General features: G+C 54.2%; 14 protein-coding genes and 1 tRNA gene. 11 read left to right on the top strand and 4 right to left on the bottom strand.

Features of this window, described 5'->3' with window-relative positions; genetic code table 11:
* The first annotated feature begins 1 nt into the window (after position 1).
* From MWU63_RS06150 to lpdA, 8 genes are all read left to right on the top strand, one after another.
* Positions 2-382 (top strand): helix-turn-helix domain-containing protein, encoded by a 381-nt coding sequence (locus MWU63_RS06150; protein WP_213888704.1) that lies wholly within the window; start codon positions 2-4, stop codon positions 380-382.
* A 209-nt stretch (positions 383-591) separates the two neighbouring features.
* Positions 592-1,785, top strand: a complete 1,194-nt coding sequence (gene sucC, locus MWU63_RS06145) for an ADP-forming succinate--CoA ligase subunit beta (RefSeq protein WP_213888739.1) — start codon at positions 592-594, stop codon at positions 1,783-1,785.
* 13 nt (positions 1,786-1,798) lie between these two features.
* The gene (locus MWU63_RS06140; protein WP_247077269.1) at positions 1,799-2,107 is read left to right on the top strand and encodes a hypothetical protein; all 309 of its coding nucleotides are present in this window, start codon (positions 1,799-1,801) and stop codon (positions 2,105-2,107) included.
* 7 nt (positions 2,108-2,114) lie between these two features.
* Positions 2,115-2,996 carry a succinate--CoA ligase subunit alpha gene (gene sucD / locus MWU63_RS06135; RefSeq protein ID WP_213888706.1) on the top strand — a complete coding sequence of 294 codons (882 nt, stop codon included), beginning with the start codon at positions 2,115-2,117 and terminating at the stop codon, positions 2,994-2,996.
* 187 nt (positions 2,997-3,183) lie between these two features.
* On the top strand, positions 3,184-3,852 hold the full coding sequence (locus MWU63_RS06130) for a hypothetical protein (protein ID WP_247077267.1): 669 nt from the start codon (positions 3,184-3,186) through the stop codon (positions 3,850-3,852).
* Between the two features lie 20 nt (positions 3,853-3,872).
* A complete protein-coding gene (locus tag MWU63_RS06125; RefSeq protein ID WP_213888708.1) occupies positions 3,873-6,824 on the top strand; it encodes a 2-oxoglutarate dehydrogenase E1 component in 2,952 nt (983 codons plus the stop codon).
* Between the two features lie 6 nt (positions 6,825-6,830).
* Positions 6,831-8,381 (top strand): 2-oxoglutarate dehydrogenase complex dihydrolipoyllysine-residue succinyltransferase, encoded by a 1,551-nt coding sequence (odhB, locus tag MWU63_RS06120; RefSeq protein WP_213888709.1) that lies wholly within the window; start codon positions 6,831-6,833, stop codon positions 8,379-8,381.
* 175 nt (positions 8,382-8,556) lie between these two features.
* A complete protein-coding gene (gene lpdA / locus MWU63_RS06115; RefSeq protein WP_213888710.1) occupies positions 8,557-9,945 on the top strand; it encodes a dihydrolipoyl dehydrogenase in 1,389 nt (462 codons plus the stop codon).
* Between the two features lie 75 nt (positions 9,946-10,020).
* Here lpdA and MWU63_RS06110 read toward each other — a convergent pair whose 3' ends face one another.
* Both MWU63_RS06110 and MWU63_RS06105 read right to left on the bottom strand, forming a co-directional pair.
* On the bottom strand, positions 10,021-10,671 hold the full coding sequence (locus MWU63_RS06110; RefSeq protein WP_213888711.1) for a GntR family transcriptional regulator: 651 nt from the start codon (positions 10,669-10,671) through the stop codon (positions 10,021-10,023).
* A 32-nt stretch (positions 10,672-10,703) separates the two neighbouring features.
* Positions 10,704-11,387 carry a SprT family zinc-dependent metalloprotease gene (locus tag MWU63_RS06105; RefSeq protein ID WP_213888712.1) on the bottom strand — a complete coding sequence of 228 codons (684 nt, stop codon included), beginning with the start codon at positions 11,385-11,387 and terminating at the stop codon, positions 10,704-10,706.
* 177 nt (positions 11,388-11,564) lie between these two features.
* On the opposite strand from MWU63_RS06105, the gene MWU63_RS06100 reads away from it, so the two are divergent.
* A complete protein-coding gene (locus MWU63_RS06100; RefSeq protein WP_213888713.1) occupies positions 11,565-11,891 on the top strand; it encodes a TIGR02300 family protein in 327 nt (108 codons plus the stop codon).
* 76 nt (positions 11,892-11,967) lie between these two features.
* Positions 11,968-12,043: transfer RNA gene (locus MWU63_RS06095), tRNA-Ala, on the top strand.
* A 319-nt stretch (positions 12,044-12,362) separates the two neighbouring features.
* On the opposite strand, the gene MWU63_RS06090 is transcribed toward MWU63_RS06095, so the two are convergent.
* A complete protein-coding gene (locus MWU63_RS06090; protein ID WP_247077265.1) occupies positions 12,363-12,914 on the bottom strand; it encodes an isochorismatase family protein in 552 nt (183 codons plus the stop codon).
* Positions 12,915-12,923: 9 nt separating this feature from the next.
* Positions 12,924-13,787, bottom strand: a complete 864-nt coding sequence (locus MWU63_RS06085; protein ID WP_247077263.1) for a hypothetical protein — start codon at positions 13,785-13,787, stop codon at positions 12,924-12,926.
* 131 nt (positions 13,788-13,918) lie between these two features.
* Here MWU63_RS06085 and MWU63_RS06080 point away from each other — a divergent pair, with 131 nt between their 5' ends.
* A complete protein-coding gene (locus MWU63_RS06080) occupies positions 13,919-14,788 on the top strand; it encodes a LysR family transcriptional regulator (RefSeq protein ID WP_247077261.1) in 870 nt (289 codons plus the stop codon).
* Positions 14,789-14,981: the final 193 nt, after the last annotated feature.

The raw sequence follows: 14,981 nt of genomic DNA, 5'->3' as shown, positions 1-14,981 counted from the left end.
TATGCGTAAACAAAGACATAAATCAGAAAACCTGACGGAATGCCCGATGGAAGCAACGCTTGATCTGATCGGGGGCAAATGGAAAGGCGTCATCCTGTTCCGTCTAAGCGAATGCACCCGTCGTTTTAACGAACTGAACCGGCTGCTCTGCAGAATATCCCCCCGTACACTGACCAAACAATTGCGCGAACTGGAAGCTGACGGATTGATCCGTCGCACGGTCTATGCCGAAGTGCCGCCGCGCGTTGAATATGACCTGACAGAACTGGGGCAGAGCCTGCAACCTGTGATCGCCGCCCTGATGGGTTGGGGCACAGAGTACGCGCTGCCTCACCTGAATTCTGCGGAAAAAGATACGGCGTCTACAGCAGAATTCGTTTAGCTCTGACGTTACAGTAAACAACAAGCTGATGATTCTCTCATAATGGTGTTAGAAAATAAGCGCTTCTTCTTTTGTGATCACACGATTTCAGCTTGTGATCACAAAACGTTAATATTTCCCAAACCAGCGTGTTTTCTCAAATAAATTCTTTTATTTGCTGCGCATGCAAGTCTTTAGTGTCGAAGATTGCAGCAAAATGGGATGAGTTCGTGAACATTCATGAATACCAGGCGAAGGCATTGCTTCGCAGCTACGGCGCCCCGGTTTCTGACGGGCGTGTTGTATTGAAAGCCGAAGACGCAAAAACAGCGGCGGGCGAAATGGATGGCCCGCTTTGGGTTGTCAAAGCGCAGATCCACGCTGGCGGACGCGGCAAAGGAAGTTTTAAAGAGCCGGATGCTGGTGACAAAGGCGGTGTACGCCTGACCAAATCTGTCGAAGAGGCGGCGACCGAAGCCAAGAAAATGCTGGGACGCACGCTTGTCACCCACCAAACCGGTCCGGCAGGCAAACAGGTTAACCGCATCTATATCGAAGACGGCTCTGGCATTGAAACCGAACTTTATCTTGCCCTGCTGGTAGATCGTCAAACATCGCGCATTTCCTTTGTTTGCTCGACCGAGGGCGGCATGGACATCGAAGAAGTTGCTGCAAGCACACCGGGAAAGATCCTGTCCTTCTCTGTTGACCCTGCCACGGGATACCAGGCCTTCCACGGTCGCCGCATTGCCTTTTCTCTTGGTCTTGCTGGCCCGCAGGTCAAACAATGTGTCGTGCTGATGGGCCTGCTCTACAAAGCGTTCCTCGAAAAAGACATGGAGATGCTGGAGATCAACCCGCTGATCGTCACAGACAGGGGCGACCTGAAAGTGCTCGACGCCAAAATCAGCTTTGATGGCAACGCGGTCTACCGCCACGCAGACATCGCTGAACTGCGCGACACGACCGAGGAAGACCCAAAAGAACTTGAAGCCTCGAAATACGACCTGAACTACATCGCGCTTGACGGTGAAATCGGCTGTATGGTCAACGGCGCGGGCCTAGCCATGGCGACGATGGACATCATCAAGCTTTACGGGTCTGAACCTGCCAACTTCCTTGATGTTGGTGGCGGTGCCACGACCGAGAAAGTGACCGAGGCGTTCAAGATCATCACGTCTGACCCGAACGTAAAAGGCATCCTTGTAAACATCTTCGGTGGCATCATGCGCTGTGATGTGATCGCAGAGGGGGTTGTTGCCGCCGTGAAAGAGGTTGGTCTTCAGGTCCCCCTCGTCGTGCGCCTGGAAGGTACCAACGTTGAACGGGGTAAAGAAATTATCAACACCTCCGGCCTCAACGTCATCGCCGCCGACAACCTCAGCGATGCTGCTGAGAAAATCGTTAAAGCGGTGAAAGGGTAGATTAAGCAATCGAATGTTGGCCGCCTCTCTCATAGCTTTTGTGTGCGCATTAACCGCTGCAAGTCTTTTCGGATGGTTATTCGGTAAAAGCGAAGGCAGTTTTTCCTCAAGAGTCAAACGGCAGATTCTAGTTGCCGTTGCCGTTACCTTCGGCATCTTCATGTTTCTCGGTTCAATGAATACGGTTGACGTTCCTCTCGGCGATATAGTCGTCCGGGTTTTAGCCATAGCAACAACAATTGGTGCCGCGTTCGGCTGTGCAATAAATGTAACTTTTTTGTGGTCTCAGACTGAAACTGCTGAAATTAGCGATAAAGGGTGAATGGCAAATGGCCGTACTCATAGACGAAAATACCAAGGTAATCTGTCAGGGCCTCACGGGCTCGCAAGGCACCTTCCACTCTGAACAGGCAATTGCTTACGGCACCAAAATGGTTGGTGGCGTAACGCCGGGCAAAGGTGGGCAGTCCCACCTTGACCTGCCGGTCTTTAACTCGGTGCACGAGGCACGGCACACAACGGGGGCGAACGCCTCTGTCATTTACGTGCCACCGCCCTTTGCGGCAGATTCAATCCTCGAGGCGATTGACGCCGAAATGGAACTAATCGTCTGCATCACCGAAGGCATCCCTGTGCTTGACATGATGCGCGTTCAGCGGGCGCTGGAAGGCTCTGCCTCCCGCCTTGTCGGGCCAAACTGCCCGGGTGTTATCACGCCAGAGGCCTGCAAGATCGGCATCATGCCCGGTCATATCCACAAACGCGGCTCTTGCGGTGTGGTTTCGCGCTCTGGCACACTGACGTATGAGGCCGTGAAACAGACAACCGATATGGGCCTTGGCCAGTCAACGGCTGTTGGCATCGGTGGCGACCCCATCAAAGGGACCGAACATATCGACGTGCTGGAAATGTTCCTTGCTGATGATGAAACCCAGTCGATCATCATGATTGGTGAAATCGGTGGTTCCGCCGAAGAAGAAGCCGCGCAATTCCTGGCCGATGAAAAGAAAAAAGGCCGCTGGAAGCCGACCGCCGGTTTCATCGCAGGCCGCACCGCCCCTCCGGGCCGCCGCATGGGCCACGCAGGCGCGATTGTCGCCGGTGGCAAAGGCGACGCGGAAAGCAAGATCGAAGCGATGCGTTCCGCCGGGATTATTGTTGCTGACAGCCCGGCGGGTCTGGGCGAGGCTGTGCTTAAGGCGATCGGTTAAACTGTGACTTGTGACGCAGCATATACACTAAGGGCAGTGCCCGAACCGCAGGGGTGGACGCAAAGCGCCCGCCCCGTGGGGGGCGGTTCGGGCGCTGCCCGGCGTGTCCGCCGTGCGAAAGGGTTCTTCTGATGGGACCGTTTCAGGCCATAAGATTAGATTTCACGAACATGTTGAAAGCGATTGGATGACAACTTTGACCCAAACTTTTAGCAACTGGCGAGTTGCACTCGCCTCCCTGATCGTGGGGCTTACTGCTTACCCAGTTATTGCATCAGAACATTTGGATCAGGCGATCGCCCACTGTCTCGATATTTCCTTGGAAAAACGAACTGTCGTCGAGCAATTGCTTAGTGACGGTTGGGAACAGGCTTCGGACGATGGCGTTTCTGCTGTTAGTATTTTTGAAGCCGACTATTCTGCAATCAATCTTGTCGAAAGTGGTCAACTCTCAGATGTTTCGGCACAGGAAAGACACGAGGAAGCTGTCAGATACAGAGAAAAAATCGAAAGGTCGACCAAAAGGACGCTCCTACGTTCTATTCAAAGCGATCCAGTTGAAGTCCGCGTAACTGCACTCGTACACAAAGCTGGAGCATTCGCTATCATCTCTGAACTTGGAAGAATGATCCAATGCCGGCTTTTTCTCGATCATCCTGCCCCCCTTCCAACAGATCTCACCGGAAGAAGTTCTCTGCCAGAGCTTCGTCTGTCCGATCAAAGCTCCAAACACACGCGCGGCGAGGGTGCCACGTTTACCGAAATTGTCTCCATTATTCCAGATAGCGAAGCCTTCTCTGAATTGATGGGATTTGATCCGAGCTTCAACTTATTCCTGGAGGTTCGTAGGCGTTAAGCCACTACGGAGGTAACAAAATGACCGAACAAAGCCCAAACGACCAATTCCACGCGTCTTCCTTCTTGCAAGGGCATAACGCGGAATATGTGGAACAGCTTTATGCCCGCTATGCCAATGACCCGAATGCGGTTGACGAGGCATGGCAAGCGTTTTTCAAGGAACTCGGCGACGCCGACATGGACGTCAAGGCCGAGGCCTCCGGCCCCTCATGGGCGCGCACGGACTGGCCCCCGGTTCCGAACGATGACCTGACACAGGCGCTTGACGGGCAGTGGATAGAAGAGCCGAAAAAGGCGGGCGAAAAGATCAAGGCCAAGGCCGTCGAAGTTGGTGTCGAGGTGTCTGACGATGCCATCAAGCGCGCCGTGCTCGACAGTATCCGCGCCCTGATGATCATCCGCGCCTACCGTATCCGGGGCCACCTTGCCGCTGACCTTGACCCGCTCAGAATGCGCGATCAGTCCCAGCGGCCAGAGCTTGATCCAAAAACATATGGCTTTGAAGAAGGCGACATGGACCGCCCAATCTTCCTCGACAATGTGCTTGGGCTGCAAATCGCCACGATGCGGCAGATCATCGATATCGTACGCCGCACCTATTGCGGCACCTTTGCGCTGCAATACATGCATATTTCCAACCCTGAAGAATCCGGTTGGCTAAAAGAACGTATCGAAGGTTACGGCAAGGAAATTGCCTTTACCCGCGAAGGGCGCAAAGCGATTCTGAACAAGCTGGTCGAGGCTGAGGGTTTTGAAAAATTCCTGCACGTCAAATACATGGGAACCAAGCGCTTTGGCCTTGATGGTGCCGAAAGCCTGATCCCAGCGATGGAGCAGATCATCAAACGCGGTGGCGCACTTGGTATCAGAGACATCATAATCGGTATGCCCCACCGGGGGCGTCTTTCGGTGCTGGCCAACGTGATGGCCAAACCCTACCGCGCCATTTTCAACGAGTTTCAGGGCGGCAGCTTTAAACCCGAAGATGTGGATGGATCCGGCGATGTAAAATATCACCTTGGTGCGAGTTCTGACCGCGAATTCAGCGGCAACTCCGTGCACCTTTCGCTGACAGCCAATCCAAGCCATCTTGAGGCTGTTAATCCGGTCGTGATCGGCAAAGTCCGTGCAAAACAACAGCAGTTGAACGACGAGGACCGCACACAGGTCATGCCCGTGCTGCTGCACGGTGATGCTGCCTTTGCAGGGCAAGGCGTGGTTGCCGAATGTTTCGGCCTTTCGGGGCTCGTCGGCCACAAGGCCGGCGGTACGATGCATATCATCGTGAACAACCAGATCGGCTTTACCACCGCACCGCATTTCAGCCGGTCTTCGCCCTATCCAACAGATATCGCGCTGATGGTTGAGGCACCGATTTTCCACGTGAACGGCGATGACCCGGAAGCCGTGGTTCACGCGGCCAAGGTCGCAACGGAATTTCGCCAGAAGTTCCACAAGGACGTGGTCATCGATATCTTCTGCTACCGCCGCTTTGGGCACAACGAGGGGGATGAACCAATGTTCACCAACCCTCTGATGTATCAGAAGATCAAAAAGCAAAAAACCACACTGCAGCTTTATACTGAACGTCTGGTTCGTGACGGTCTGATCCCCGAAGGTGAAATCGAAGATATGAAAGCCGCGTTTCAGGCCCATCTGAACGAGGAATTTGAAGCCGGCAAAGACTACAAGCCAAACAAGGCTGACTGGCTCGATGGGCGCTGGTCCCACATAGACAAGCAAAAAGAAGACTACCAGCGCGGCCAGACTGCGATCAGGGAAGACACGCTGGCCGAGGTCGGTAAGGCGCTGACCACCCTGCCCGAAGGTTATCCGGTACATAAAACGGTGGCCCGGATGCTGGAAACCAAGAAAGCCATGTTTGAAAACGGCAAAGGCATCGACTGGGCGACTGGCGAAGCACTTGCGTTTGGGTCGCTCCTGACCGAGGGCCTGCCGGTTCGGCTCGCAGGTCAGGACGCAACGCGCGGCACCTTTAGCCACCGTCATTCAGGCATCGTTAGTCAGGAAACAGAAGAACGCTACTACCCGCTGAACCACGTTCGCAAAGGTCAGGCGCATTACGAAGTTATCGACTCGATGCTTTCGGAATACGCGGTGCTTGGTTTTGAATACGGCTATACGCTGGCGGAACCGAACGCCTTGGTAATGTGGGAAGCACAGTTTGGCGATTTTGCCAACGGTGCGCAGATCATGTTTGACCAGTTCATTAGTTCTGGAGAATCAAAATGGCTGCGGATGTCCGGCCTTGTGGTGCTCTTGCCGCACGGGTTTGAGGGGCAAGGGCCAGAACACAGTTCTGCCCGGCTGGAGCGCTTCTTGCAAATGTGTGGTGGTGACAACTGGATCGTTGCAAACTGCACGACCCCTGCAAACTACTTTCACATCCTGCGCCGCCAGATCCACCGCAGTTTCCGCAAACCGCTGATCCTGATGACACCAAAATCGCTGCTGCGCCATAAAATGGCAGTGTCAAATGCAGAGGACTTTACAGACGGGTCATCCTTCCACCGCATCCTTTGGGACGACGCACAAAAGGGCAACTCTGATACCAAGCTCGCAGCCGACAGCAAGATCAAACGCGTGGTTATGTGTTCAGGTAAAGTTTACTACGACCTGCTGGAAGAGCGTGACACGCGTGGCATCAAGGATATCTATCTGATGCGTGTCGAACAATTCTATCCGTTCCCGGCGATGAGCCTTGTGAATGAACTGCAGCGTTTCAAAAACGCCGATGTCGTCTGGTGCCAGGAAGAACCTAAAAACCAAGGTGGCTGGACCTTTATGGAACCCAATATTGAATGGGTTCTGGGTCGCCTGAAGAACGCGGCCAAACGCCCAGCCTATGCGGGTCGCCCCGCCTCTGCTTCGCCCGCGACGGGCCTTGCCAGCCAACACAAACATCAACAAGCCGCGCTCATTGATGACGCGCTGACCATCAAAGGGTAATTGATCATGTCCACAGAAGTCCGCGTCCCAACTCTGGGTGAAAGCGTTACCGAAGCCACCGTCGCCACCTGGTTCAAAAAACCCGGCGACAGCGTTGCAGTTGATGAAATGCTCTGCGAGCTGGAAACCGACAAGGTAACGGTCGAGGTTCCTTCGCCGGTTGCCGGAACGCTTGGTGAAATTGTTGCAGCCGAAGGTGAAACTGTTGGTGTCAGCGCCCTGCTCGCAACCATTTCCGAAGGTGCCTCCGCCGCTGCGGCACCTGCTGCCGCTGCTGCACCAAAGGCAAAAGCAGCACCCGCTGCTCCAGAAACTGCCAGCAGCGTTGACATTATGGTTCCAACCCTGGGGGAAAGCGTTACAGAAGCAACCGTTGCGTCATGGTTCAAAGCTGTCGGTGACACCGTTGCGCAAGACGAAATGCTATGTGAACTTGAAACCGATAAGGTCTCGGTCGAGGTTCCCGCACCAGCCAGTGGCGTGCTTACAGAAATAGTTGCTGCCGAAGGTGCAACAGTCGAGGCGTCGGCAAAGCTTGGCGTGATCTCCGGGTCTGCGAGCGGCGCTGTGGCTGCCAGTGCAGCCCCAGCCACAGCAGCGGCAGGGGCCGCAGCGGAGACCGGCAAAGACATCGAGAACGCCCCATCCGCCAACAAGCTGATGGCCGAAAAAGGCATCGACCCAGCAACGGTGGCAGGTACGGGCAAAGATGGCCGGATCATGAAAGAAGACGTGCAGAACGCGACCGCTGCAGCAAAAGCCGCAACGCCCGCTGCTGCACCGGCGGCACCTGCTCCTGCTCCCGCCACAGCCGCGCCCGCTGCCGTTCCACGCGCACCGGTTGCTGCTGATGACGCCGCGCGTGAAGAGCGCGTGAAAATGACCCGCTTGCGCCAAACCATCGCGCGCCGCCTGAAAGAAAGCCAGAACACCGCCGCCATGCTCACGACCTATAACGAGGTCGACATGGGTGCTGTGATGGACCTGCGGAACGAATACAAAGACCTGTTTCTGAAAAAGCATGGCGTAAAGCTTGGCTTCATGTCGTTCTTCACCAAGGCCTGTGTTCACGCGCTGAAAGAAGTACCAGAGGTCAACGCCGAAATCGATGGTACAGATGTTGTCTACAAGAACTTCGTTCACATGGGCATCGCTGCAGGGACTCCAACCGGCCTTGTCGTACCAGTGATCCGCAATGCTGACAGCATGTCATTCGCGACCATCGAAAAGGCAATTGCCGAAAAGGGCGCGCGTGCTCGCGATGGCAAGCTGTCGATGGAAGAAATGCAGGGCGGCAGCTTTACCATCTCAAACGGGGGTGTCTACGGCTCGCTCATGTCGTCGCCCATCCTGAACCCACCGCAATCCGGTATTCTGGGGATGCACAAAATTCAGGACCGCCCAATGGCAATCAACGGTGAGGTCGTGATCCGCCCGATGATGTATCTGGCGCTCAGCTACGACCACCGGATCGTTGACGGCAAAGGTGCTGTGACATTCCTCGTGCGCGTCAAAGAAGCGCTCGAAGATCCGCGCCGCTTGCTGATGGATTTATAAAATGAACCCGGGGTGTTCTGCCGCCAGAACATCCCGACCCGCTTCCCGAAAAACTGGCGTCTCTCTCAAAATGGCACCCTACATTCAGGAAGTCTCCACCGCAAAAAGTTGTAAAAGTTTAAAAAACGGTCTTTGATTGCTTTAAAGACTTACAAATTCCCTACAGGAGACCCCCATGGCAAACTATGACGTGATCATCATCGGCGGCGGCCCCGGCGGCTATGTCTGCGCGATCCGCTGCGCGCAGCTTGGCCTGAAAACCGCATGTGTCGAAGGTCGTGACACGCTGGGCGGCACCTGCCTGAACGTCGGCTGCATTCCGTCAAAGGCGCTTCTGCATGCAAGCCATATGCTGCACGAGGCAGAGCACAACTTTGCCAAGATGGGCCTGAAGGGCAAAAGCCCCTCTGTCGATTGGCCCCAAATGCTCGCCTATAAGGATGACGTCATTGGGCAGAACACCAAGGGTATCGAATTCCTGTTTAAAAAGAACAAGGTAGACTGGCTGAAAGGTTGGGGCTCTATCCCAGAGGCAGGCAAGGTTAAGGTCGGTGACGAGGTGCATGAAGCAAAGGCCATCGTTATCGCAACCGGCTCTGAATCCTCAGACCTTCCCGGTGTTGAGGTGGATGAGAAAACCGTCGTCACATCGACCGGCGCACTGGCATTAGGAAAAGTTCCAAGAACCATGGTCGTGATTGGCGCGGGCGTGATCGGCCTTGAAATGGGGTCGGTCTATGCACGGCTTGGCACGGATGTGACCGTGGTGGAGTTCCTTGATCAGATCACCCCCGGCATGGACCTTGAAATCTGTAAAACATTCCAGAGAACTTTGAAAAAACAAGGGCTTAAGTTCATCATGGGGGCTGCGGTTCAAAGCGTAACAAAACAGCGAGCCAAAGCCAAAGTCACTTACAAACTGCGTAAAAACGACAAGGAAGATACACTTGATGCAGATGTCGTTCTCGTCGCAACCGGTCGTCGTCCCTATACCGAAGGTCTCGGCCTTGAGGCGTTAGGCGTCACTGTCTTCCCGCGTGGTCAAATCCAGACAAACGATCACTGGGAAACTGACGTCAAAGGTATTTATGCCATCGGTGATGCAATCGAAGGACCAATGCTGGCACATAAGGCCGAAGACGAAGGCATGGCGGTTGCAGAAGTAATCGCAGGCAGAAAAGGCCATGTAAACTACGGCGTTATTCCCGGCGTTATCTACACAGCCCCCGAAGTTGCAAGTGTGGGAAAGACCGAAGAAACCCTGAAAGAAGAAGGCCGCGCGTATAAAGTTGGCAAGTTTTCCTTCATGGGTAACGGCCGCGCAAAGGCGATGTTCGCGGGGGACGGGTTTGTAAAAATCCTGGCTGACGCGGAAACAGACCGTATTCTTGGGGCGCATATTCTGGGCCCATCCGCAGGTGAATTGATCCATGAATTGTGCGTCGCAATGGAATTTGGCGCCTCGGCACAGGATATTGCCCTGACCTGCCACGCGCATCCTACCTGTTCCGAAGCAGTCCGCGAAGCGGCACTCGCCTGCGGCGACGGGGCGATCCATTCCTGAGGCCAACAGCTGAATAGAACTTGGAAACGCCAGCAATATTGCTGGCGTTTTCTTTTTAAAACAACTGGTTGCTTGTTAGGTGATCAGCAGGCGCAAACCTTGAGTTACGTCCGTGCGCACCGCCAATCGCAGGCCCGGCTCATCCCCTGCCCTAAGGGCCGCGATAATCAGGCGGTGGTTTCGTGGCGGATCTGTCTGGCGCAAACGTCCATAAAGGGCGCGCATCGTAGGGCCAAGCTGCAACCAGACCGTTTCGACCATAGCTAACATTGCCGGGGCCTGGGCACGCAGATATAGCGTTCTGTGAAACTCCAGATTGGTACGGATATAACCAACGGCATCCTGCTTTGCCACGGCTTCAGAAATCGTGCCGTTGATCATCTGCAAACGTTCAATCAGTGCGATATGAGCACGTGGTAAAGCCCTGGAAGACAGCTCTGGCTCCAGCAAGGCGCGCAAGGCGGCAAGCTCTTCCAGACGTTCGTTTGACAGCGCTGGGGTCGAGACACGACCCGAGGTAGACATCGTCAGCGCACCTTCTGCTGACAGCCGCCTGACTGCCTCGCGTGCAGGGGTCATGGAAACACCAAAGGCTTTGCCAACCCCGCGTATGGTCAGGGATTGACCGGGTGCCAGTTCACCATGCATAATCTGGCTACGCAGGCTGCGGTATAACCTGTCGTGAGCAGCGGTTACTGCCTCTGTCGGGCGGGAATGGATCAACATGCTATATTGTGATCACATATCAGTGGGCATCGTCAATCTGTGAAGCTGTATTGATGCAGCAAACCACCGTTCTTTCGCAACCAGCTCCGCGGGGCCTGATAGTCCGGATAGATTTTTTCAACAACGCTCCAATACGCCGGGGAATGGTTTAATTCCTTCAGGTGCGCTGCCTCATGCGCCGCCACGTAGCGCAGCACTTCCGTCGGTGCCATGACCAGCCGCCAGGAATACATCAGATTTCCCTCTGCTGTGCAGGACCCCCACCGCGACCGCGTATCACGCAAAGTTAGCCGAGCATAAGGGCACCCAACAGCAGATGCATAGTGGTCCGATGCAGCTTGCAACCTGTCACGCGCCGCAACTTTTAAAAAAGCTCTAATCTGAGCTGCTGTGCGCGCTGGTTGATCAGGAACAACAAGCGCATCCTGTTCAGCACGCACCCTGCGTGTTGTCTCGGGTACAATTTTCAACAGCCGGCCTTCAAACAACACCTGCCCCCCAATCTGTACTTTTTCTGTTTTTGGCTGCTGTTCAAGATGCTTGCGAATCCAGTGCTCTTTCTCCTGAGCAAATGCCAGAGCTTCTTCAACTGGTACTCTTTTGGGCAACGAAAGTGTAACGCGCCCATCCAACCGCGACACCCTCAGCGACAGCCGACGCGCCCGCGCAGACCGTTTCAACGCAATTTCAATAGGTGGATCGCCCGTAAGGATCATCTGCTGTTCGCTGCCTGTATTTTAATTTTGTATTGATATTTACCGTAACACGAAGGTTTATTCACGTCTTTTTCGCCAATTGCGCAAATGTTATTCAAAAGCCTTTGACAGTAATCGCAGGGTATGGCAGTTGGCTGCGACTCTCAAAAATGATGGCGACGCTTGAAGGGAAAATTCATGGCCAAAGAAGAATGGGGTGTAAAGCGCCTCTGCCCGACAACTGGCAAACGTTTTTATGATTTGAACAAAGATCCGATCGTCAGCCCCTATACCGGCGAAGTGGTTAATCTGGACACCGGCAACAAATCACGTGTGATGATCGCGGACAAAGAAGATAAAAATTCAGCCGAAAAAGTTGTAGCAGACGAAGAAGTCGTTCTGGATGACGACGCAGATGTCGATCTGGCCGATGATCTTCTGGACGATGACGATGACGACGATGATGATGGTGACGTTTCTCTTGACGAGATCGTCGATGTCGCTGCGAATGACGACGACAATTAATCTAAGATGGGGCTCTTTTCACTTGAATTGGGCCCCACGCTCGCCTAGATAGCAGCGCACAGATTAATTCTGGATCGGGGCCTTAGCTCAGCTGGGAGAGCGCTTGCATGGCATGCAAGAGGTCAGGGGTTCGATCCCCCTAGGCTCCACCAAATTCCAAGTACATTTTATATAACTTTTACAATGGTTTACACGGTGCTCCGCTACCTTCGAAGTATCCGGTCACTCTGTTGCAAGAGGTCCCGGGTCACCTCTCGGTCACTCGGATTGGGTGGCAAAACAGCGGGGATACGTTGCTCGAACAGTGGAGATGGTCTGCTTTTGCACCCGGAGCGGTCGTTCGTTTCAACCGCAGCTAAAGGCTAATTTGAGCCCATACTTCGGGATTTCCGCAACGCAGCTAATGTCCGGTTTGAGTGCGGGCTAGTGTCAGAGAAGCGCTTCACAAGATGCAGACGCACCTGACGAACGTCACATAGTAAGAATGTCTTTCGTGCTCTTCACCGCGGCAATCTCACCCTCAAGCGTTGCCATACTCACCGAATGGATCAGGTCCGCGCTATGCGCCACACCATCTGGTCCAGTTATGCCATAGGTCCAGACCGCATCGGCTGCATAGACCGGCTGAAATCCCAGATCTGCAGCGCTGCGGGTCGTTGATTCCACGCAGTGGTTGGCAGTCGCACCGCACAGGATGACCCGCTCAATCCCGGACTCTTGCAAAACGCTCTGCAAAGACGTCCCGACAAACCCGCTACTGCCGGTTTTGATGACGACGGATTCACCCTCTTTTGGGGCTGCAACGGGCTGAACCGCTGATCCGGGCGCATCGGGGTGAAACGGATCATCCGGGTTGGTGCCATGGTGATGGATATGAACCACTGTGTCCCCTGAGGTTCGGAACTTTTCCAGAAGCGACGCGATGTTTTCCTCTGCCTCGTGGCAGGATCGGTCCATGTCAGAGGCGTCCTCGTGGGCCAACGCCATCTGCACATCAATCACCAGCAACGCTGTTTTCATCATCGAATATCCTTAAGCGGTTTCTTCTGTCTTACCTCTGGCCAGTATGTTTTCCGCGCGCTTGCCATATATGCGTATGTTGATTTCGTCATCAATCACGCGACCCGGTTGTTCGTCGTAGGTCAGAATGGCCGAAATACGCGGGCGGCTGCCTTCCACCTTGGTCACACCGTGCAATGAATACCCTCCGCGGAACATGGTAAACGTGCCCGCCCCGCGCGAAAAGGTTTGTGCCTTAGATATGTCGCCCGCCAACAACCGGTCCACCGACTCACGGTCTTCAGTCTCGTCGGTCCGAGAATTAGGAAGAAAGGTAAACTCACCACCTTCTTCGGCCGCCTGTAACAACAGGGTTACAGTGCATTCAGTTGTGTCGTAATGCCAAGCGTGCCAGCTGTCCGGTTGCAAAGCGACGACGTTAAGCGCCTGGAACTCGTCGGCGCACCGATAGAGCTGCTCTTTCTTTTGAACCCGGCGCACGAATTCCGTCAGTATCTCAGAGTGATAGAGCTGTTTAAGCCGCGTTTCGCCGGGAATTTGATCGTCTGCAAGCTGGATGGCGATGTGGGTGAATTCCTTCCGTCGCGGGTCGTCCTCGGGCAGCGATGGGTCAATAGCGCCCTGATAGATGTTGCGTTTGACATGCAGAACTTCGGCCGTCGGCAGAAGTTCATTGGCCTCTCCGTTCAGTCGGGCCAGCGCATCGGCACGAATAAAACGATCCAGATTGCACCAGCCATTGGCCTCCATGCTGCGCTGACATTCCACCAGAAAATTTGCTCCTGGCCCTTTGTCGAGGTCAGCAATCGGGTAGTGATCGAGGTCAATCAGATCCAAGGCGATATCTTGTCGGGCTGGGCTGTTCATGTCGGTCATGATGATCTCCTGTCGCAAGACCGCTACCTGCAAGAGGGTGCGGTGATAGTTTTGACACTATGCAGGGGCGCTTTGAGCAAATAAAACAAAATAATATCACTTCATGAGCATAAATTATTTATGGTAAACCCATGCGTCATAATCTGAACCTCAATTGGCTGCGCAGTTTCGAAGCGACCGCACGGTTGCTCAGCTTCACTGCGGCGAGCCATGAGATTGGCCTTACCCAGAGCGCTGTGAGCCAGCATATTAAGGCACTAGAGGCACAGCTTGATGACAAGCTGTTTGTGCGCCGGCCCAAAAGCCTGCAACTGACCGATGTAGGCAAGGCCTATCTGCTGACAGTGCGCGAGGCACTGGAGACTATCGAGATGTCGACCACCGGGCTGTTCGGGCCTCGACGGGCTAGCACGATCACTGTTCGTACCTCCATGGCGTTCATCATGTGGATTACTCCGAAGCTAGATAGTTTCTTGCTCGAGCATCTTGATATTGGTGTCAAACTGGTGACCTCCATCTGGAAAATCCCCACCGACCAACAACCCGTTGATGTCGAGGTTATTCTCGCGCCGAACGAGCATGCCAGACCGGAACTGGAACTGCTGTCGGGTGAATCGATTGTGCCTGTGTGCAGCCCGGCTTTAAGCAGCGACATCAAAACTCCGCAGGACTTGCTGCGACGGTCCCCGATTCACATCATGGGTTTCGACGACCATTGGGCGCGATACCTGTCTGCTCATGCGTTGAAACCGGCTAGCTCTGGCGGGCGTTTGATCACCGATACCTCCACCGCCGCAATCGGAATGGTCGCCGCAGGGTTGGGGTGTGCCGTGGTAATCGAAAAATTTGCGCAACAGGCGATTGAAACTGGACAGGGAATTTGTATCGTTGGCAAACCGATTGCACTTGGGCAGTCACATTATCTCGTGCGACCGCAACGACGAACAATTGTCCAACCGGCAGTGGAAGCATTTGAAGCGTGGCTTCGGGAGCAATTCTGAATTCAAGTTCCAAAGATAGAAGTGGCAAAGTCATTCGGATTGGACATTGGAGATTATTGCCCAAATGGTCGCTTTGTCCCGGCGGTTTCAACGGGTGGTCGCAACACTTTAGTCTTTTTGGAAAGATGGAGTGTTAGAGATGAAATATCGGACGCGGACGTTTTACACGGACAAACAGAAATCTGAGATGTGG

Origin of the sequence: Pseudohalocynthiibacter sp. F2068 (assembly GCF_023015645.1) — a bacterium.
Classification (GTDB): Bacteria; Pseudomonadota; Alphaproteobacteria; order Rhodobacterales; family Rhodobacteraceae; genus Pseudohalocynthiibacter; species Pseudohalocynthiibacter aestuariivivens.
The sequence above is the reverse complement of the archived record's forward strand: the minus strand, read 5'-3'. Positions and strand labels throughout refer to the sequence as shown.

Excerpts from the sequence above, each read along its gene's own strand:
- MWU63_RS06085 (WP_247077263.1), bottom strand. The coding sequence starts at position 13,787 with ATGACCGACATGAACAGCCCAGCCCGACAAGATATCGCCTTGGATCTG.
- sucD (WP_213888706.1), top strand. The coding sequence starts at position 2,115 with ATGGCCGTACTCATAGACGAAAATACCAAGGTAATCTGTCAGGGCCTC.
- MWU63_RS06100 (WP_213888713.1), top strand. The coding sequence starts at position 11,565 with ATGGCCAAAGAAGAATGGGGTGTAAAGCGCCTCTGCCCGACAACTGGC.
- lpdA (WP_213888710.1), top strand. The coding sequence starts at position 8,557 with ATGGCAAACTATGACGTGATCATCATCGGCGGCGGCCCCGGCGGCTAT.
- MWU63_RS06110 (WP_213888711.1), bottom strand. The coding sequence starts at position 10,671 with ATGTTGATCCATTCCCGCCCGACAGAGGCAGTAACCGCTGCTCACGAC.
- MWU63_RS06130 (WP_247077267.1), top strand. The coding sequence starts at position 3,184 with ATGACAACTTTGACCCAAACTTTTAGCAACTGGCGAGTTGCACTCGCC.
- odhB (WP_213888709.1), top strand. The coding sequence starts at position 6,831 with ATGTCCACAGAAGTCCGCGTCCCAACTCTGGGTGAAAGCGTTACCGAA.
- MWU63_RS06105 (WP_213888712.1), bottom strand. The coding sequence starts at position 11,387 with ATGATCCTTACGGGCGATCCACCTATTGAAATTGCGTTGAAACGGTCT.
- MWU63_RS06150 (WP_213888704.1), top strand. The coding sequence starts at position 2 with ATGCGTAAACAAAGACATAAATCAGAAAACCTGACGGAATGCCCGATG.
- MWU63_RS06125 (WP_213888708.1), top strand. The coding sequence starts at position 3,873 with ATGACCGAACAAAGCCCAAACGACCAATTCCACGCGTCTTCCTTCTTG.
- MWU63_RS06090 (WP_247077265.1), bottom strand. The coding sequence starts at position 12,914 with ATGATGAAAACAGCGTTGCTGGTGATTGATGTGCAGATGGCGTTGGCC.
- MWU63_RS06080 (WP_247077261.1), top strand. The coding sequence starts at position 13,919 with ATGCGTCATAATCTGAACCTCAATTGGCTGCGCAGTTTCGAAGCGACC.
- MWU63_RS06140 (WP_247077269.1), top strand. The coding sequence starts at position 1,799 with ATGTTGGCCGCCTCTCTCATAGCTTTTGTGTGCGCATTAACCGCTGCA.